Raw genomic sequence first — 20,082 nt, 5'->3', positions numbered from 1 at the left:
TTCTATGAAAAAGGTTGGTTTTTTTCGCTCAATTCATTTTAAATTTGTTCTGATTTATGTATTGCTCATTTTTGTGGCGATGCAAATAATCGGGGTATATTTTGTTGGGGAATTGGAAGAAAATCTTGTCGGGAACTTTACGAAATCAATAAAAGGTCACGTTAACCTGCTGACCTACAGTATTGGTGAAGAAATGGAAAAAGAGCGGGGAGAGGAAGATCCGACCCTCGAAGAAGCGATAGATGCGATATTGAAAGACCGGGATAATTCATCGAATGATATTTCGGAAGTACGTGTCATCGACACCCGCAGCAGACGTGTGATCGGAACTTCAGCCCAAGGTAACCAGGATATTGTAGGGAAGAAGACGACAGAGGTCCTTATCAAGAATACCCTCATTTATGGAAAAGAAGATCATGATATATTTCGCGATAAAACAGGCAGGCGGCTCTGGGTCCTTTCGACACCCATTGAAGCAAATGAGGAGGTCATTGGCGCCGTCTTTGTAATAGCCGAGATGGAGAATGTCTTTGAGCAGATGGATGAAATCAATAGCATTTTCATGACGGGTACGGCCATCGCCTTGGTCATTACGGCCATATTGGGGATCCTGCTCGCACGAACGATCACTAGACCCATGTCTGATATGAGAAAACAGGCCCTGGTGATGGCAAAAGGGAATTTCTCCAGAAAAGTCAGGGTATATGGCGATGATGAAATTGGCCAGCTTGCCGTCACTTTCAATAATTTGACCAAAAAACTCCAAGAGTCGCAATCAAGCACAGAAGGAGAGCGGCGAAAGCTATCATCTGTGCTTGCCAATATGACGGATGGCGTAATTTCAACGGACAGGCGCGGTCGGGTGAACTTGATTAATGAACCGGCGGCACAATTATTGAATGTCTCGAGTGAAACCGTCATGAACCAACCGATCATTGAGGTTCTGGGTCTTGAAGAAGAATATAAATTTGAGGATTTACTGGAAGAGCGAGAGTCCATTATCCTTGATTACAGCAAAAAAAATAGGCCTTTCATTTTGAGGGGGAATTTTTCGGTCATTCAAAAGGAAACGGGATTCGTTAATGGTTTGATCACTGTTTTGCATGATATAACAGAGCAGGAAAAAATCGAAAGTGAACGCAGGGAATTCGTTGCCAATGTATCACATGAACTGCGAACTCCGCTAACGACGATGAGAAGTTACCTGGAGGCATTGGCTGAGGGTGCATGGAAGGACGAGGAAATCGCTCCATCGTTTTTAAGTGTGACCCAAAATGAAACGGAGCGAATGATCAGGCTTGTTAATGATCTGTTACAGCTTTCGAAAATGGACAGTAAAGATTACAGGCTTAAAACCGGCTGGGTGAATTTCAATAAATTCTATGACCACATCATCGATCGATTTGAAATGTCGAAAAATGATGACATCACGTTTAAGCGTGATTTGCCGAAGGAAGCTTATTTTGTGGATATTGATGAAGATAAAATCACCCAGGTTCTCTATAATGTAATCTCCAACTCATTAAAGTACTCACCTGAAGGGGGACAAGTGACTTTCCGCGTCAGGGCATCCGATGGCTTTATCATTGTGAGCATTACAGATCAAGGAGTGGGTATCCCGAAAAACGTCATTGATAAAATTTTCGACCGCTTCTACCGTGTGGATAAAGCAAGGGCCCGTAACTTAGGCGGGACAGGGCTTGGTTTAGCGATTGCAAAAGAGATGGTCGTGGCGCATGGCGGGAAAATATGGGCGGAAAGTGTGGATGGAAAAGGAACTACCGTGTTCTTTACACTTCCTTACGAACAGGAAGAAGAGGATGATTGGTCATGAATTTTGAACGTGCAAAAAGTATAATACTGATTATTTTGGTTGGGACAAGCATTTTTTTGACATGGAGCATTTGGACGTACGAGCCTGAATATGATCCATTTGAACAATCGTCGGAACTTATAAAGATTAAAAGCGATGTCCAGATTGTCAGTGATGTCATTAAACCAGTCAGTATCCTTTTCCATGGCAATGGGCAGCATTTCCAGACTTCCAATCCGGCAGAAATCAATGAAATGGAAAAAGAACTTTCACAATGGCGTTTCAGGGGCCTAAAAGAGGTATCCGTAAAAAGGCTGCAAAGGAAATTTGACGATTTTGTCCATGAAGATGGGTCGATTGAAATCGAATTCTCCGATGATATCCCCATCTCTCTTTATAAAACGGTATTGAATATAACGGATAAGGAAGTGCCTGAATTTTCGTTTGATCGAATCATCATTAAACAAAAGGATATCGGCGGTAATGAATCTGCCGTTTATTTTGTTTCCTACGATAAAGAGAAGATTTATCAAGGTATGGTCGACTCTAAAAAGCTAAGGAATTTCATGGATTCATTTTATAGGGGTTCCTATGATAAGCACCCTGAATACATGGCCGAGACGATAAACAGCAAAAGGACGCTGTTCGTCCCGGAAAACCCAGTGAAAATCAACAAACTTGAATATTATATTGACTATTTGGATATTGGAAACTTGAAAAATGCGTTATTTAATTATCCGAAGTTCGTACGCCAGGAATCGGTTTCGGCCGGTGAGGAATATACGGATGGAACAAGACTTATGACGGTCAATAAAGAGAATTACTTAATTTCTTATATCAATCCGGCACAAAAGGACAAGTTATTTAACAGTTCCAGTGACCTTCTGCAAAAAAGCATCGATTTCATCAATGATCATGCTGGTTGGGAAGATAACAATTACCGCTTTGCCTATATGTCCGAGAATGAACAACGGGTGGTATTCCGCTTATTCGTGAATGGTTATCCGGCCTTCAATGATTACGGAATGACGGAAATCGAGCAAATTTGGGGGAAAGAAGAAATTTATAGCTATGACCGCCCATACTTTTCACTTGACTCAGTCCTTCCGTCAGAAGGAGCGGAAGTGACCTTAGCAAGCGGAAAAGAAGTATTGAAACAGCTGAAATCGAAAGACAATATCGATTTCAAAAGCGTGGAGGACATCTCGATTGGCTATAGATTGAATAAATCCCTCGATTCCAAACTTGTAACTCTAGTTACACTCGATCCCACTTGGTATTATCGTGTAGGCGATAAATGGTTTATTGTGCCTTTTGAAGGAGGCGGTCAAAGTGGATTGGAATAATACAAAGTCGATATTCATCATGGTTTTCTTCGTTTTGAATATTTTTCTTCTTTATCAATTCCTGGAAAAGATTAATGACTCCCAATTAGAAAGTTTTACGGAGCCTCTTACTGATGAACTTTTAAAAGAAGATGAGATTTCCATAGAAACCCCTCTTCCGAAACAAAAGTTGAAGGATCAATTCCTGATTGCCCAAAGCAAGACTTTCGAGAAGAAAGATATACAGTACCTGAAAAATCAAAAAGCAAAAATCATCGATGATAAGAAGCTTGTGGGCACATTTAAGATACCGGTTGGCATGAAAGCGGAAATTAATGCTGCAGACCTTGATATATTCCTGAAGGAGTATATATTAAATGGAAGTGAGTATCATTTTTGGAGCTTTGATGAAATCAGCCAGACCATCACCTGCTATCAAGTGGCAGATAAAAAGATGTTTTATAATAATAGTAAGGGAAAGGTCACTTTATATCTGAACAAGAAGGGTGAAATCGTTTCCTATGAACAAATGTATTTAAAGGTGATCGAAAAATTCAACAAACCTAAAGAATTGGTATCGGCTTTATCTGCTATTGGAGCATTGTATGACAATGGTGATATTGATCCCAAAAGTAAAGTCACGAATGTAAAATTGGGTTTTTACAATTCGCTGCAGACGACATCTGTGTCACATTTACTTGTGCCAACATGGTGGGTGGTCATTGATGACGAAACCGATCTCTTCGTGAATGCTTTTGATGGAGAGGTCATTGAATTGAATACAGAAGAAAAAATACTGGAGTGAGTATAGATGACAATGCATTTTAGTGTTCTCGCAAGCGGGAGTACAGGAAATGCCTTTTTCGTGGAAACGGAGGATCAATCATTCCTCGTCGATGCCGGCTTAAGCGGTAAAGCCCTGGAAGCATTGTTTCAGGATATAGGCCGTGATATGTCGAAGCTATCCGGTATCCTTGTTACCCATGAACACAGCGACCATATTAAAGGTCTTGGCGTGGTTGCCAGAAAACATAAACTCCCGATATATGCGAATGCAAAAACATGGAATGCCATGGAGCGATCGATCGGTGAAATTGCAACCGAACAAAAATTCACATTTGAAATGGAACAGGTCAAAACGTTCGGCAGCCTTGATATAGAATCTTTCGGCGTTTCACATGATGCGGCAGAACCGATGTTTTACGTCTTTCATCATGAAGATAAGAAACTTGTGGTCATTACCGATACAGGGTACGTAAGCGATCGGATGAAAGGAATCATCTCAAACGCCGATGCCTATGTATTCGAAAGTAACCATGATGTGTCCATGCTGAGGATGGGAAAATATCCATGGAGCATCAAGCGCCGGATTTTAAGTGATGTCGGACATGTTTGTAATGAAGACGCTGCCCTTGCAATGGGCGAAGTGGCCGGTGATAAGACCAAGCGGATTTACTTGGCCCACTTAAGCCTTGATAACAATATGAAGGATCTAGCAAGAATGTCGGTGGAACAGACGTTAAAGACAAAGGGGATCATCGTGGGTGAACAATTTTCCTTATATGATACTGACCCGAAAAGACCAACGGAACTTGTTACATTATAAATGAAAGGAATGGATGGAGGGATACCTTGTCCATTCCTTTTTTATTTTTAAAAATTTCGATTCGTAAGTTACGAATCGGATTAAAAGGGGTATCGTTTGGTTAGAACTGTATAGGTAAAAGAAAATGGCTGATACTAGTCAATTTAATGTAGCGCCTTAAATTAAGCATGCATTTTTTTAGAAAAATTTCGGTAATTGAGTATAATTGAGGGAGGATACCAAACAATAGAATTGCTATAATACATTCCTAAAATGAGAGGATGGGGCGGTCTTGGGTTATTATGATCAGAATGATGAGAACCAAAATAAACGGAAAAAAAGCAATACGAGCTATTTTCTAACAGGCTTGGGGGGCGCCATCATCGGGGCGTTACTTATTTTATTAGCCTTTTCGGGAAGCGGACTGTTAAATAACGATGAAAACGAAATGACAACGGAAAAATCAACGGAGAGAAAGGCCACGGAGCAGTCCCAGCAAAACCTTACTCTTGATGTAACAAGTGCCGTCACCAATGCTGTTGATAAAGCCAGCGACGCAGTGGTCGGCATCACTAACATTCAGGAAACGAACTTCTGGGGTCAAGGGAGCAACGCCGAGGAAAGTTCGGCAGAAGCCGGCACAGGATCTGGAGTCGTCTATAAGAAAGATGGCGGCAAGGCCTATATCGTCACGAATAATCACGTCATTGAAGGAGCTAATGAACTTGAAGTGACATTAAGTGATGGCACTAAATTGCCAGCTGAACTACAAGGCAGTGACCCATGGACAGATTTAGCCGTCATTGTCGTTAAGGGTGAAAAAATCAAAACCATTGCTGAATTCGGAAACTCCAGCAAATTGAAACCTGGTGAGCCCGTCATTGCCATCGGTAATCCATTAGGCCTTCAATTCTCCGGGTCGATCACACAAGGGATCATCTCCGGGTTGGAGCGCACGATAGAGGTGGATATCAATGAGGACGGACAAGTGGATTGGAATGCGGAGGTCATCCAGACCGATGCGGCGATTAATCCAGGTAACAGCGGAGGGGCACTCGTTAATATGTCAGGGCAGGTCATCGGAATAAATTCGATGAAGATTGCAGAAAATGCAGTGGAAGGAATCGGTCTTTCCATTCCGATCGATTCTGTTATCCCGATTATTAATGATATAGAGGAATTTGGTGAAGTGAAACGTCCCTTCTTGGGTGTTAACCTGGCATCTGTAGAAGAAATTTCCCAATATCATCAACAAAATACATTAAAGCTGCCAAGGAAAGTTACTTCTGGCGTTGCAATAACAGGCGTTCAAAGCAACTCTCCGGCATCCAAAGCAGGATTGAAGGAATTTGACGTCGTAGTGGGAATGGATAATGAAAAAATCCATGATGTGGTGGAATTAAGAAAATACCTTTACAATGATAAACAAGTCGGTGATAAAGTTAAAATCACTTATTACCGTGACGGAAAGAAAGAAACAACGGAAGTCACGCTTTCAAGCAGCGAAATTTAAATTACAAAAGGACAGGGGGCAGAAAATGCCTCCTGTCCTTTCTATTTCCTTGCGCTTTTCTTATTTTTTGTTACGATTACCTGTGGATATATACTGAAATTAAAAATCTCAAGTGACTTGTGGATAATTGGGAATGGAAGTACTGGGAATAATGATTGGGAAAGGAGATATGAAAGATGAAATTATATTGCTGTCAGGAACACGTGGACATGGCGCTGGATGAAGTCGTATACGAATGTGAAACCTACCCTGTTTTAACGCTTGTTCCCGAAGAGAATCAGTTATCAACAACCTGTGAATATTGTCGAAACGTGGCAATATATCTAGTAGGGAACTAATATTCCCATACAAGATGTGGATAGATTTTGTGGATATGTGGATAACTTTTGTGGATAACATGTTTGTAACCTGTTCTTAACATTTTCCGAAGATTAATCCGGAGGGTGGAATGGTTTAGAATCAAGCATTTGATATACGAATAATCAAGATAATTGTTCGGATTGGAACGAAGTCCAGCTGAAATTTCTTCAATAATGAAAGTTACCGTTGCCGCTTTCAGGGGCAGCGGTTTTTATTTTAGGCTCTTTTCGTAAAGAATGTTGTTTTTAAACGAAACTATTTAAGGTTGATTGGAGCGGAAGTGCGAGACTCCTGCGGGAGCAGCGGGACAGGTGAGACCCCACAGGCGTTTACGCCGAGGATGCTCACCGCCCGCCCCGCGGAAAGCGAGCATCTGGAGGGGAAATCAACCACAACTCACTACCTGGTAAATAGCAACAAAGTATGTGAAAACAGCCTTATTTTAAAAGCATTAAAAATTGGAAAGGATATGCTTGTTTTGCTTATAGGTCACTGTAAGGTATGATAATAGGTAGGCAAATCCAACAATTGATAGTAAAAACATAATGAAAGCTAGAGGATATATATGAAAATAACGATTATTACTGTTGGCAAGCTAAAGGAAAAATACTTAAAGCAAGGAATTGCTGAATATACAAAAAGGTTAAGCGCCTATGCTAATATAGAACTTGTCGAAGTACCGGATGAAAAGGCTCCGGAAAACCTGAGCACAGCGGACATGGACATTGTAAAGCAAAAGGAGGGTGAACGAATCCTGGCAAAAGTCAGCCCGGACACCTACGTAATAACGCTTGAGATCAATGGAAAACAGCTTACTTCTGAACAGCTGGCCACTCATATGGATCAGCTCGCCACCTATGGAAAGAGCAAAATTGCCTTTATTATTGGCGGGTCGCTTGGACTTGGCACAGAGGTGTTATCAAGAAGCGATTATGCCCTTTCCTTCTCGAAAATGACCTTTCCGCATCAATTAATGAAATTGGTTCTTGTGGAGCAAATATATCGGGCTTTTCGGATAAATAGAAATGAACCATATCATAAATGATAGAGACTGATTCCGGGGGAATTCCCCTAAGGTAATGGTTAAAGTATTAAATCTTACTGTAATGAAAAGAGGGTAACGAATGAATAAAGAGTCCATTTATGGTTTAACATTCGAACAATTGACAGCGTGGCTTTCGGACCGTGGCCATAAAAAATTCAGAGCTTCCCAAGTCTGGGAGTGGCTTTATAGAACACGTGTGACGAGTTTCTCTGAAATGACGGATGTTAATAAAGAGTGCATAAAATTACTTGAAGAGCACTTTGTCATCCAGACTTTGACTGAGCACGTCAAGCAAGAAGCAGCGGATGGTACGATCAAGTTCCTGTTTAAATTACAGGATGGCAACCTTATCGAAACGGTAATGATGAGACATAAATACGGAATTTCGGTTTGTGTCACCACCCAAGTGGGCTGTAATATTGGCTGCAGTTTCTGTGCCAGTGGATTATTGGCCAAAAGCCGGGATTTATCCAGCGGGGAGATAGTGGAACAAATCATGAACGTTCAACTGCATCTGGATAAATTGGAACAAGGTGATGTTGTAAGCCATGTTGTTGTAATGGGCATTGGCGAACCGTTCGATAACTTTGAAAATATGTTAGACTTTTTGAAAGTGCTCATGGACCATAAGGGTCTTGCTATCGCGGGCAGGCGCATTACTGTTTCGACAAGTGGTCTTGCCCATAAGATCTATGAATTCACCGATACTCAATTACAGGTGAATCTGGCCATCTCATTGCATGCGCCGAATAATGAACTTAGGACACAAATCATGAAGATAAACCGAGGCATCCCGATAGAAAAATTGATGAAATCTCTTGATTATTATTTAGAGAAAACGAATAGGAGAATTACGATCGAATATATCCTATTGAAAGATGTCAATGACCATAAAGAAGAAGCCGAGCAACTTGCCGATCTTCTTGATGACAAAAAACATCGTCTTTATGTCAACCTGATCCCATATAATCCTGTAGATGAGCATAGCCAATACCAAAGAAGTGACAAAGAGTCCGTTCTCTCGTTTTATGATACGCTGAAAAAGAGAGGCATCAATTGTAAAATCCGCCAAGAACATGGAACGGATATTGATGCGGCTTGCGGTCAGCTTAGAAGTAAACAAATCAAAAAAGCCGAAGCTAAGTAAGTTCATTAAGAATAAACAAAAAGAGGACGCATATTTTGCGGCCTCTTTTTTGTGTGATTTCATTATTTAGCTATTTCCTTTACCGAGGCGACTTCATACGTTGTAAGCTCGCTGCCTAGAATTGGAGATTCTTTTTTTGCTTCGCCGGAACCTGGTTCAGGCCGTTTATGTGCAGCTTTGAATGCATCGCTATTTCTCCAAGCCGTAAAGTTATCAAGGTTTTCCCAGTACATATTAACGCTCAGTTCATCGTGATCCGTCAAATTCTGCGTTAATAATACTTCAACTTTTACGAAGCCTTCCATCGTATCAAGTGGACCTGGTGCAGTAAATCCTGGGGCCATGACTGCACCCATCCCTTTTTTGACTCTGATTCTATTCGTTACGATTATCATAAATGAGTCCTCCTTTTGGCCATCGGTTTGGAATATACACCCTTTATTTCGGCAATTTCATACATATTTTAGCATATTGAAAGAAGCAGGGTCCATTTTGATTAACTACAAACATCAGGCCCTGAAGACATTGTTTAAATGAAGACGGACGTATCATTATATTGAAATAGAACAATTGAATTTGGATATTACAAGGTTTATCGATGCATATCGCGTATAATAGAACTCTGTATAAGGAAATTATTATTATGGGAACAATAAAGCAACATACTAAACAACAAAAGAGGCTGTTTTATATGAATGAATTGAGTTTTACTGATTATACATTAAGCGATGAAATTGTTAGGGCATTAGAAAGCTTGGGATATCAACGTCCAACCGAAGTGCAGCGTGAAGTGATTCCAGTGGCGCTGAAAAAGCGGGATCTTGTCGTTAAATCGCAAACAGGAAGCGGCAAGACCGCTTCATTCGGCATACCGATCTGCGAAATGGTCGATTGGGAAGAGAATAAGCCTCAGGCGCTTATTTTAACACCGACTCGTGAGCTCGCCGTGCAGGTAAAAGAGGATATTACGAATATTGGCAGATTTAAGAGGATAAAGGCTACTGCAGTTTATGGAAAACATCCATTCGCAATGCAAAAAGCCGAATTGAAACAAAAAAGCCATGTAGTCGTCGGAACCCCGGGTCGTGTTCTGGATCATATCGAGAAAGGGACATTCGCCTTGGAACGCTTAACTCATTTAGTTATTGATGAAGCGGATGAAATGCTGAATATGGGCTTCATCGAACAAGTGGAAGCCATTATTAAGGAGCTTCCGAAAGATAGAGTAACCATGCTGTTCTCCGCTACGTTACCTGAGAGTATAAAAAAACTATGCAAGCAATATATGAGAGATCCTTTGGATATTGAAATCAAAGCAAAGGGTTTAACGACGGAGAAAATTGAACATGCCCTTATTGAAGTGAAAGAAGATGATAAGTTTTCCCTGCTTAGAGACGTAACCATCGCGGAAAACCCCGATAGCTGCATCATTTTCTGCCGGACGAAAGATAGGGTGGACCAAGTATGTGAACAGCTGCTGGAATTGGACTATCCGTGTGATATGATACACGGCGGCATGCTTCAGGAAGATCGCCTTGCAGTGATGAATGAATTCAGAAGAGGTGAATTCCGCTATTTGGTTGCAACAGATGTTGCTGCCCGTGGAATTGACATCGACAATATAACCCATGTAATTAACTATGACCTGCCATTGGAAAAGGAAAGTTACGTACATCGAACGGGAAGAACGGGCCGTGCCGGTAAAAAAGGAAAGGCCATTACTTTTGTGACGCCGTACGAAGACAAATTCCTTACCGAGATTCAAGGATATATCGGTTTTGAAATCCCTAAGATGACTGCTCCATCTAAAGAGGAAGTTTCCAATAAAAAAATGGAATTCGAAGCCAAACTGGAAGCCCGTCCAAAAATCAAAAAAGATAAAAGTGAACAATTGAATAAACAAATCATGAAGCTGTATTTTAATGGCGGCAAGAAAAAGAAACTCAGGGCTGTCGATTTTGTCGGAACCATCGCAAAGATTGATGGAGTGAATGCAGAGGATATCGGGATCATTACGATCCAGGATAATGTTTCTTATGTGGAAATATTGAATGAAAAGGGACCGCTTGTCTTGAAAGTGATGAAAAATACGAAAGTGAAAGGCAAACTTTTGAAGGTTTCAGAGGCCTTTAAGAAATAAAGGTGTCGAATGAAAGAAGCGGGAAGACCGAAAATCGGTCTTCCCGCTTCTTTTTTATATGACTTGGGACAGAACTTTTCGACCCACTGGGGAAAAATTCGACCTATATACAGATAATTCGACATCCCCCGAAATAATCCATCCTCATTGAAATAGTAGTTTTTTTGTTTATGAGGAGGTTAAGATTCTTTCTCCAAATTCTGTTTATCCATTAAGACAGAGTGGTATATGAAGAAGGATAACGCGATTATTTCGAAACAATAAATACATCATCTGTTTGTAGAAAAAAGGGGTTTATCTAATTTTAAAACAAAGTTGATTGGAACTTAAGGTGCGAGACTCCTGCGGGAAAAGTGGTCCAGGGGAGACCCCGCAGGCGCAAAGGCGCAGAGGAGGCTCACGGACCGCCCGCGGAAAGCGAGTGCCTGGAGTGGAAGTCAACGATCCTGTAGACAATAAACAACGGTTTAATCTGAATTCTTAGACATGGAGGGGTTGAGTGGGATGACGAAAGCAAATGAAAGCGGAAGAATCAATGAGCAAAGTAAGCAGCGGCAGTTGGATCAATATCGAGTGGATGATAATGGGGAAAAGATGACGACTAACCAAGGTTTGCGTGTTTCTGAGGATGAGCATTCTTTGAAAGCGGGAACCCGTGGTCCAACTTTGATGGAGGATTTTCATTTTCGTGAAAAAATGACTCATTTTGACCATGAGCGTATTCCTGAGAGGATTGTCCATGCGCGAGGATCTGGAGCACATGGATATTTTCAGGTATATGAACCGATGACCGAATATACAAAAGCCAAGTTTCTTCAAGACCCTTCAGTCAAGACACCAGTATTCGTTCGTTACTCCACGGTGGCAGGTTCCCGCGGATCGGCAGACTCGGTCCGTGATGTAAGGGGATTCTCCACGAAGTTTTATACGGAGGAAGGAAACTATGATTTGGTCGGAAATAATATTCCGGTATTTTTTATCCAGGACGCCATTAAGTTCCCGGATCTAATTCATGCGGTTAAACCGGAGCCTCATAACGAAATACCTCAGGCCGCATCTGCCCATGATACGTTTTGGGATTTCGTCGCCAACAATGAAGAAACGGCACATATGGTCATGTGGCATCTATCAGATAGGGCCATACCGAGAAGTTTCCGGATGATGGAAGGGTTTGGTGTCCATACATTCCGTTTTGTAAATGAACAAGGCGTGGCCCATTTCGTTAAATTCCATTGGAAGCCTGTCCTGGGAGTTAAATCTCTTGTCTGGGATGAGGCACAGAAAATTGCAGGGAAGAATCCTGATTTTCACCGCCAAGATTTGTGGGAAGCGATAGATACCGGGAATTATCCTGAATTTGAATTTGGCGTCCAAATGATTAAGGAGGAAGATGAATTCAAATTCGACTTTGATATCCTTGATCCTACTAAACTATGGCCGGAAGAACAAATCCCGGTTAAAATAATCGGAAAAATGGTTTTGAATCAAAATACTGATAACTTTTTTGCAGAGACTGAACAGATAGCTTTCCATCCGGGGCATGTTGTACCAGGTATTGATTTTTCAAATGATCCGCTGCTTCAGGGACGTTTATTCTCATACACCGATACCCAGCTATCCAGATTGGGAGGACCGAACTTCCATGAGCTACCGATTAATAGGACGGTTGCCCCCGTACATAATAATCAGCGCGATGGCATGCATCGGATGTCAATAAATCCAGGGCCGGTCAGCTACCACAAAAATTCCCTTGCAGGCAACTCTCCTGAACCTGCTTCGGAAGGGGAAGGCGGCTATGCACATTACCAGGAGAAGGTCGATGGCAGGAAGGTCCGGCAGCGCAGTGAAAGCTTCAAGGATCATTACAGCCAGGCTAAACTATTTTGGAATAGCATGACTGAAGTGGAGAAGGAGCATATTATTCAGGCTTTCCACTTTGAAGTGGGAAAAGTGAAAAGTAAGGATGTTCAGCAGCAAATTGTCGAGATGTTCAGCAATGTGGATGTTGAACTGGCTAAAACGATCGCCATGGGAGTGGGCGTGAATCCTCCAGTCAACAAAAGTGAGGTTAAAATGGACTTGGCTTCTCCGGCTCTAAGCCAGGAGCAAATGAAAGTGAACACGGCCGCAACAAGAAAAGTGGCAATCTTGGCTGCAGATGGTTTCAACGGTTCAGAGGTTAATCAAGTCTTGGAATCATTTAAATCGGCAGGTATAACGGCTGAATTCATCAGTCATAATCGTGGAGTGGTTACAAGTTCTGAAGGACAGCAGGTCGAGGTGAACCAGACATTCCTGACAGCCGATTCGGTACTTTTCGATGCTGTATATGTGGCAGGGGGGCAGGAGAGTGTCGATGCTTTAATGGGATCCAAGGAACCCATTTACTTTGTTGATGAAGCCTACAATCATTTCAAAGCGATTGGTGCGGGAAAAGAAGGGGCCGAGATCTTATCGAAGGCAGGCATCGTTTCCAATGATCCAGCTTCAGGCATTGTAGCTGTTACGGATAAAAATAGCGGTTCTGCCTTTATCGAGGCAATTGCCAAGCACCGTCACTGGAAACGCGCTTAATATCTATTGAAAACCCCCAGACTTGAAGTCTGGGGGTTTTCAATAGATATTCCGTATCAAGCTACTTTGCTTTTTCTTCAAAAAGTGATGCAATGCCAACGATCACCTTAGTGGCCAATATCATATTATCAACGGAAATAAATTCATATTTTCCATGAAAGTTCTCCCCGCCCGTAAAGATGTTGGGTGTTGGCAGGCCCATATACGATAATTGAGATCCGTCCGTACCACCGCGTATTGGCGAGATTTTCGGTTTTATCTCGAGTTTCTCCATTGCTTCATGGGCGATATCCACGATTTCCTTCACGGGCTCAATTTTTTCCTTCATGTTGAAGTATTGGTCGTGTAATTCGAGCTGGATACGGTTTTGCCCATATTTTTCTTTTAAATCTTCGATTACTTTTGTTATATATTCCTTGCGTTCATTGAATTTTTGGCGGTCGAAATCCCTGATGATGTAAGAAAGCTTGGTCTCTTCCACATCACCATGAAAGGAAAGCAGGTGATAAAATCCTTCGTAACCCTCCGTATATTCCGGTGCTTCTGCCGCTGGGAGCTTATTATGGAATTCCATGGCGATTTTCGCCGAATTCACCATTTTTCCTTTAGCCGTTCCAGGGTGAATATTCGTCCCTTTGATCAGGATTTTGGCCGATGCTGCATTGAAGCTCTCATATTCAAGTTCTCCAAGCGGGCCACCGTCCACGGTGTAGGCAAATTGTGCATCAAAGGCATCTACATCAAACTTATGGGGACCCCTTCCGATTTCCTCATCGGGAGTAAAAGCAACACGGATTTTTCCATGCCTGATTTCCGGATGCTGGATCAAATAATCCATGGCAGTCATGATTTCGGCAATTCCAGCCTTATTATCTGCTCCCAACAGGGTTGTCCCATCCGTTGTAATCAAGGTATGCCCTATATAGTTCTTAAGCGAAGGAAAATCATCAGGTGAAAGAATGACATCCAATTTTTCATGTAGAGTAAGATCTTTGCCATCATAGTTGTCAACGATTTGCGGTTTTACATCTTTTCCAGTGAAATCCGTTGCTGTATCGACATGGGCCAAGAAACCGATTGTCGGGACATCCTTATTTGAATTGGCTGGCAAGGTTGCCATGACATAGCCGTTCTGATCCATTGTCACTTCCTCCATCCCAATGGATTGAAGTTCCTTGACCAATGCATTTGCCAATGTCAGCTGTCCGGGTGTAGAGGGGCATGAGGGATTTTCCTCATTCGATTGGGTATCCACTTTCACATAAGAAGTGAATCTTTCAATGATTTCATTTTTCACTTTTCCTTCAACTCCTTTCTCACTTATCTTACCATGATTAATTAAAATGGAAAAATTATCTTTTTTTCAAATCTTCAAGAGCGGTGTCATCATCAAAGAACGGCATATCTGAAGGCGACATGCCGTTCTTTGATATTCCTTTTTAGAGAGGATTATTCAAGGCCCATACGGATACGCTTTTCCCATGAACGGGGAATGTCGCGAAACCATCTTCTTCAATGGTAATGTGGTCATCTTTATGACAAGTTAAATCAATCCAGATTTCACCAGCACGATGTTCGCCGACGAACATCCTTTTTTCACTGTTGTGATCTCCATTGGAGATAATGACGGCACACCCCGAGCCTTCTAGCTCTTCAACTCCGTGCCGGACCCATCCTATCGTATTTGGATCATCAAAGTAGTCGGTCTGTTCTCCGTAAGCTTTTTCATACCTGGCATATAGTAGACGATCCAGGATATCCTTTTTCCCAGGCACGGGAGAAGGTCCGCCGATTCCATAATAGTCCCCGTAAAAGACACACGGATAACCGCAAAGTCTAAGGAGGGTAAGTGCATATGCCGATGGTTTGAACCAGTCCTTTACCCAAGATTCCAGTGATTCATGAGGCTGGGAGTCATGGTTGTCGACAAAAGTGACGGCCTGTGCCGGATTGGTTTGGACGAGGGTATCATCAAAGATGGTTGAGAGGTCGAAGTCTGCTCCTGCTTTTGAGGCCTCATGAAATTTATAATGCAGGGAAACATCGAACAAGTTGAGGTCATGATTGGTTTGCTCTAAGTATGTTTGACAAGCTTTAACATCGGCCTTCCAAAATTCGCCGACCATGAAGAAATGTTCCTTTGTATAAGGAATGAGTTCTTGGAGAAACTCATTGATGAATTCATAATCGATATGCTTAACGGCGTCCAAACGAAAACCATCACACTTTAACGTATCAACCATCCATTTTCCCCAGCTAATCATTTCCTGACGAACTTCCGGCAGGCTGTAATCAATGTTGGCAAACATCAAATAATCATAGTTTCCGAATTCATCGATGACATGCGGATTCCAGTGCTTATTTTCGCCTGTGATTCGAAATACACCCATTTTGTCGTTTTCGGCATCATAGTCTGTACCGTTAAAATGGGTATGGTTCCACTTAAAGTCAGAGTATTTATTTTTACGGCCCGGGAAATCGAATTTTGTCCAGCCTTCCATTTCAAATGGTTCTGAGATATCTTCCATCCGGTTGTCTGGATTGACTTCAATCACTTCAAATTTTTCGGTTCCGTCAGCTCCTGCTTTATGGTTCATGACTAAATCGATATAAACGCAAAGTCCGTAGTTATGGCAAGTGGCTATTGCTTGCAGCAATTCATCTTTGGTCCCGTATTTGGTACGAACTGTTCCTTTTTGGTCAAATTCCCCCAAGTCGTAACCGTCATATATTCCATATCCATTATCCCCAACGGATTGCCCTTTGGTAACTGGCGGAAGCCAAACGCAATCAATTCCTATATCCTTCAACTTGGAGGCTGCATATTTCAATCTTTCCCAATGAGAACCATCTGCCTCAAGATGCCACTCAAAAAATTGCATCATCGTATGATTTCTTTTCATCCGTTTCCCCCCTGACACCGACCCGATTTTAACAAAAGTGAAACTGTACGATCGGATAAAGTAATAATGAAAATCTTTACCCCATAAATTCAAATGATAAACAAGTGAATAACCCTCTTGAGTGAGGTTCATTTACTCCTCTATTTTACTATTTTATACCAAATAAGGATATTTTATATTGATTGGCAGCTAAAAATAATTCAAATGTGTAGGAATAACCGGGAAAAGGTGTAGGCGCCCATTCAATAATTTTGGGGGAGTGGGTGGATATCAATCGTTTCTTTCCACTGCGGCCACTCGCTTTCCGCGTACATGGAAGTCTCGACCCTCCGTTTCAATCCACGTTGTTATGAAATTTAATAGAATCTCTTTTGCCTATAAAATAAGGCATCCCGAATATTTTGGGATGCCTTGTTCATATTGGAAGGGATCGTCCTCATCTTTTTTTACCTCTTCGTCTAAAGAAGGGGGCGAAAGCCATTGCACCTAATAATAAGATTCGGAACATGGAAGATAGAATGATCATATCTTTGGAGGAGCTGCTGTTACCTGCCCCCTTTTGGCCCATGTTCCCGTTTATACCTGGAGATGCAGCCCATCCTGTTTTCTGTCTCGGCTTCCACAAACTTTTATATTCAATAGATAAATAGAGAATAGGCCCCAGTTTTAACCTTTTCTTAATTTTATTGGAATTTACTAGAAGAAAAATGAGTGGATTTACTCATTGAGAACAATTATCATTATCAGTAAAATAAGATTCATGATAATGATAATTGTTCTCAATTAATTCAATACATGGAGGTTCACTATGATAACGAACACGCTTACGAAAAATGATCAACTACTGGAACAACAAAATACAAGGGAATCAAATGCCCGATCATATCCTAGAAGATTACCCATGGCGATCGATCATGCGGAGGGAATTTACTTAACAGACATGGATGGAAAACGATATATTGATTTTCTTGCCGGGGCTGGAACATTAGCGCTTGGACACAATCATCCGGCAGTGCTTGAAGCAATGGAAAAAATTCTTAAGGATAAGCGTCCTTTGCATACATTGGACTTTACGACGCCAATTAAAGAGCAGTTCGTCGATGAAATTTTTGAATGCCTGCCTGAGGAATTCAGGAAAAATGCAAAAATTCAATTCTGTGGTCCTACTGGCGGAGATGCCATCGAGGCAGCACTTAAACTGGTTAAGACAGCGACAGGCAACAGAAGCATTTTATCTTTCCAGGGAGCTTACCACGGGGCAACGCATGCAACGATGTCAATCAGCGGCAATACAAAACCAAAGGAAAAAATCCAAGGGTTAATGCCAGATGTGCAATTCCTGCCGTATCCGTATCAATATCGCTGTCCCTTCGGAGTAGGCGGAGAAGAAAGCCATAAAATCAGCAGCCAGTATATCGAAAATCTATTGAATGATCCCGAATCAGGATTATTGGCACCTGCAGGGATGATTTTGGAGGCAGTGCAAGGCGAGGGAGGATCCATTCCAGCTCCAATTCCATGGCTTAAGGAAATCAGGAGAATAACGAAGGAGAAGGGTATTCCGCTTATTATCGACGAAGTTCAATCAGGTATCGGCCGTACAGGGAAGATGTTTGCCTTTGAACATGCAGGAATCGTCCCGGACGTTCTTGTCCTATCCAAAGCAATAGGCGGAAGTCTTCCATTATCGGTGGTGATTTATAACAAAGAGCTTGACCTATGGTCACCAGGTGCACATATCGGTACATTCCGCGGAAATCAAATGGCGATGGCAGCAGGAACAGCGACTTTAAAATTCATGAAAGAGACGAATCTTGTGGAGCATGCCGCTAAAATGGGAGAAATCTTAAAGGATATTCTTAAAGATTTGCAAAAAGATATTAAGCAGATCGGCGATGTCAGGGGCCGGGGATTAATGGTCGGTGTGGAAATGATCAATCATGAAGAACCGCAAAATGCGAATGGAAGCCATCCTGCTGATTCACAACTTGCCAGTGCCATTCAACAGGAATGTTTTCAAAGAGGGTTGATTCTGGAAGTTGGCGGCAGACATGGAAGTGTAGTGAGGTTCTTGCCTCCATTGATCGTAACGGAATCCCAGCTTCGCGAGGCCACTGCAATTTTTGAACAAGCTGTTCGTGCAGCTGTTGCAAGAGGGTGAATGATCAATGATCGAAACGATAAATAAAACGGACTTTGCTTATTCTCGGATGTTCTTGAATAACGAAGAAGGCTTCAATAACTACAGCCAGTCATTGAAAATCATTGAAAAAAAGCTGACCAACTTTTTAAAAGGGAATAATTCACCATACTCTGGGAAAAAACCGTATGAAATCGAAGCAAGATTAAGCGGGCTGCCCCCTGCTTCCCTAAAAGGGGAGACACTGGAAGCGGTGGCGGATGAGCTGGCAGAGTTTGTTATTAATGACAGCATCAATGTACATAGCCCCGCTTGTATCGGACATTTGCATTGCCCGACATTAATACCTGCCGTTGCTGCTGAAATGGTTATCGGTACGTTGAATCAATCCATGGATTCATGGGACCAAAGCTCGTCGGCAACCTTCGTTGAAGAGCGTTTAATAGATTGGCTTTGCAGCCAGGTAGGGTTACCGGAACAATCGGATGGGATTTTCACAAGCGGTGGAACCCAATCTAATTATATGGGCCTGCTATTGGCTAGGGACGCATATTGTAAGAAATTCTGGGGTGTTGACGTTCAACAGCATGGCTTGCCGGTCGAGGCGAATAAATTGCGGATCTTATGCTCAGAGGCTGCCCACTTTACGGTTCGGAAGTCGGCGGCACAGCTGGGACTTGGAGAACAGGCTGTAATAACGATCAAAACGGATGCAAATCACCGTTTGTCCATAGAAGAATTAAATCATCAAATGCTGCTTTTGGAAAAACAGGGTTTACTGCCATTTGCCATCGTTGCAACTTGCGGAACAACGGATTTTGGTTCAATCGATCCATTACATGAGTTGTCCGAAGCTGCAAGGAAGAATGGGATATGGCTGCATGTGGACGCTGCATATGGAGGCGCGATGATTTTAAGTAAGGATTACAAAAACTTAATCAGCGGTATTGAACGAGCCGACTCGATTACGGTTGATTTTCACAAATTATTCTATCAACCCATCAGCTGTGGTGCTTTTCTTGTCTCTGACAGCAACTCATTCCAATATATCCAGCATCACGCAGATTACTTGAATCCACAGGAAGATGAAGCGGAGGGCATGGTTCACTTAGTCAATAAATCGGTTCAAACGACGAGAAGGTTCGACGCACTGAAGCTCTGGATGTCATTGAAGGTCGTTGGACTGGAAACCTTTGCCGAAATGATCGATTATACTTGTCACCTTGCACGTGAGGTAGCTGTGAAGATCGATAAGGAGGAAGGATTCACAGTGTTGAATAAAGCCCCTGAATTGAATGCGGTTGTATTCCGTTATAATCCCGAAGGAGAAAGTGATCAGTTAGTCAATCTATTAAATAAACAGATTCAGCAAGAGTTACTGAAAAGCGGACGGGCATTTTTAGCAAAAACACGTTTTGAAGGACAGGTATATTTAAAAATGACACTATTGAACCCGATGACGAGGCTTGAACACATAGAGGACATTTTAGACGAAATTCGAGTATTAGGTGAAATGTTCAAGATGATGGAGGAATGA

The 20,082-nt window shown here is 42.1% G+C and carries 15 protein-coding genes; 12 read left to right on the top strand and 3 right to left on the bottom strand.

What is annotated here, in order from left to right; translation table 11 throughout:
- Window positions 1-4 precede the first annotated feature (4 nt).
- The 8 genes from walK (at window position 5) to rlmN (ending at window position 8,788) form a co-directional block, all read left to right on the top strand.
- The gene (gene walK / locus J7I90_RS14755) at window positions 5-1,834 is read left to right on the top strand and encodes a cell wall metabolism sensor histidine kinase WalK (RefSeq protein WP_214772571.1); all 1,830 of its coding nucleotides are present in this window, start codon (window positions 5-7) and stop codon (window positions 1,832-1,834) included.
- Window positions 1,831-3,159, top strand: a complete 1,329-nt coding sequence (locus tag J7I90_RS14750; protein ID WP_214772569.1) for a YycH family regulatory protein — start codon at window positions 1,831-1,833, stop codon at window positions 3,157-3,159. The genes walK and J7I90_RS14750 overlap by 4 nt, the downstream gene beginning before the upstream one ends.
- Window positions 3,146-3,943 carry a two-component system regulatory protein YycI gene (locus tag J7I90_RS14745; protein ID WP_214772568.1) on the top strand — a complete coding sequence of 266 codons (798 nt, stop codon included), beginning with the start codon at window positions 3,146-3,148 and terminating at the stop codon, window positions 3,941-3,943. Before J7I90_RS14750 ends, J7I90_RS14745 begins: the two co-directional genes overlap by 14 nt.
- Before the next feature lie 6 nt (window positions 3,944-3,949).
- Window positions 3,950-4,744, top strand: a complete 795-nt coding sequence (locus tag J7I90_RS14740; protein ID WP_214772567.1) for an MBL fold metallo-hydrolase — start codon at window positions 3,950-3,952, stop codon at window positions 4,742-4,744.
- A gap of 271 nt (window positions 4,745-5,015) precedes the next feature.
- Window positions 5,016-6,236, top strand: coding sequence for a S1C family serine protease (locus J7I90_RS14735; RefSeq protein WP_214772566.1), 1,221 nt, complete (start codon window positions 5,016-5,018; stop codon window positions 6,234-6,236).
- A 176-nt stretch (window positions 6,237-6,412) separates the two neighbouring features.
- Window positions 6,413-6,574, top strand: a complete 162-nt coding sequence (locus tag J7I90_RS14730; RefSeq protein ID WP_065310847.1) for a CxxH/CxxC protein — start codon at window positions 6,413-6,415, stop codon at window positions 6,572-6,574.
- A gap of 587 nt (window positions 6,575-7,161) precedes the next feature.
- Window positions 7,162-7,641: a 23S rRNA (pseudouridine(1915)-N(3))-methyltransferase RlmH gene (gene rlmH, locus J7I90_RS14725; RefSeq protein WP_034316119.1), complete on the top strand. Its 480-nt coding sequence runs from the start codon at window positions 7,162-7,164 to the stop codon at window positions 7,639-7,641.
- A gap of 79 nt (window positions 7,642-7,720) precedes the next feature.
- Window positions 7,721-8,788: a dual-specificity RNA methyltransferase RlmN gene (gene rlmN / locus J7I90_RS14720; RefSeq protein WP_214772565.1), complete on the top strand. Its 1,068-nt coding sequence runs from the start codon at window positions 7,721-7,723 to the stop codon at window positions 8,786-8,788.
- A 62-nt stretch (window positions 8,789-8,850) separates the two neighbouring features.
- Here the strand turns inward: rlmN and J7I90_RS14715 are convergent, their stop codons facing one another.
- Window positions 8,851-9,183 carry a heme oxygenase gene (locus tag J7I90_RS14715; RefSeq protein ID WP_057278265.1) on the bottom strand — a complete coding sequence of 111 codons (333 nt, stop codon included), beginning with the start codon at window positions 9,181-9,183 and terminating at the stop codon, window positions 8,851-8,853.
- Between the two features lie 296 nt (window positions 9,184-9,479).
- Between J7I90_RS14715 and J7I90_RS14710 the strand changes: the two genes are divergently transcribed.
- Both J7I90_RS14710 and J7I90_RS14705 read left to right on the top strand, forming a co-directional pair.
- Window positions 9,480-10,928, top strand: coding sequence for a DEAD/DEAH box helicase (locus tag J7I90_RS14710; protein WP_214772564.1), 1,449 nt, complete (start codon window positions 9,480-9,482; stop codon window positions 10,926-10,928).
- Between the two features lie 504 nt (window positions 10,929-11,432).
- Complete coding sequence (locus tag J7I90_RS14705; protein WP_214772563.1) at window positions 11,433-13,502, top strand: catalase; 2,070 nt, start codon at window positions 11,433-11,435, stop codon at window positions 13,500-13,502.
- A gap of 61 nt (window positions 13,503-13,563) precedes the next feature.
- On the opposite strand, the gene pepT is transcribed toward J7I90_RS14705, so the two are convergent.
- Together pepT and J7I90_RS14695 are read right to left on the bottom strand one after the other, a co-directional pair.
- The gene (pepT, locus tag J7I90_RS14700; protein ID WP_214772562.1) at window positions 13,564-14,799 is read right to left on the bottom strand and encodes a peptidase T; all 1,236 of its coding nucleotides are present in this window, start codon (window positions 14,797-14,799) and stop codon (window positions 13,564-13,566) included.
- Between the two features lie 142 nt (window positions 14,800-14,941).
- Window positions 14,942-16,405 carry an alpha-amylase gene (locus tag J7I90_RS14695; protein WP_214772559.1) on the bottom strand — a complete coding sequence of 488 codons (1,464 nt, stop codon included), beginning with the start codon at window positions 16,403-16,405 and terminating at the stop codon, window positions 14,942-14,944.
- 808 nt (window positions 16,406-17,213) lie between these two features.
- On the opposite strand from J7I90_RS14695, the gene J7I90_RS14690 reads away from it, so the two are divergent.
- Together J7I90_RS14690 and J7I90_RS14685 are read left to right on the top strand one after the other, a co-directional pair.
- Window positions 17,214-18,566 carry an aspartate aminotransferase family protein gene (locus tag J7I90_RS14690; RefSeq protein ID WP_214772557.1) on the top strand — a complete coding sequence of 451 codons (1,353 nt, stop codon included), beginning with the start codon at window positions 17,214-17,216 and terminating at the stop codon, window positions 18,564-18,566.
- 7 nt (window positions 18,567-18,573) lie between these two features.
- Window positions 18,574-20,082 (top strand): pyridoxal phosphate-dependent decarboxylase family protein, encoded by a 1,509-nt coding sequence (locus J7I90_RS14685; protein ID WP_251025292.1) that lies wholly within the window; start codon window positions 18,574-18,576, stop codon window positions 20,080-20,082.

The organism is Bacillus sp. ISL-57 (genome assembly GCF_018613135.1).
Taxonomy (GTDB): Bacteria; Bacillota; Bacilli; order Bacillales; family DSM-1321; genus Peribacillus; species Peribacillus frigoritolerans.
This window is presented reverse-complemented; position numbering and strand designations above follow the sequence as displayed.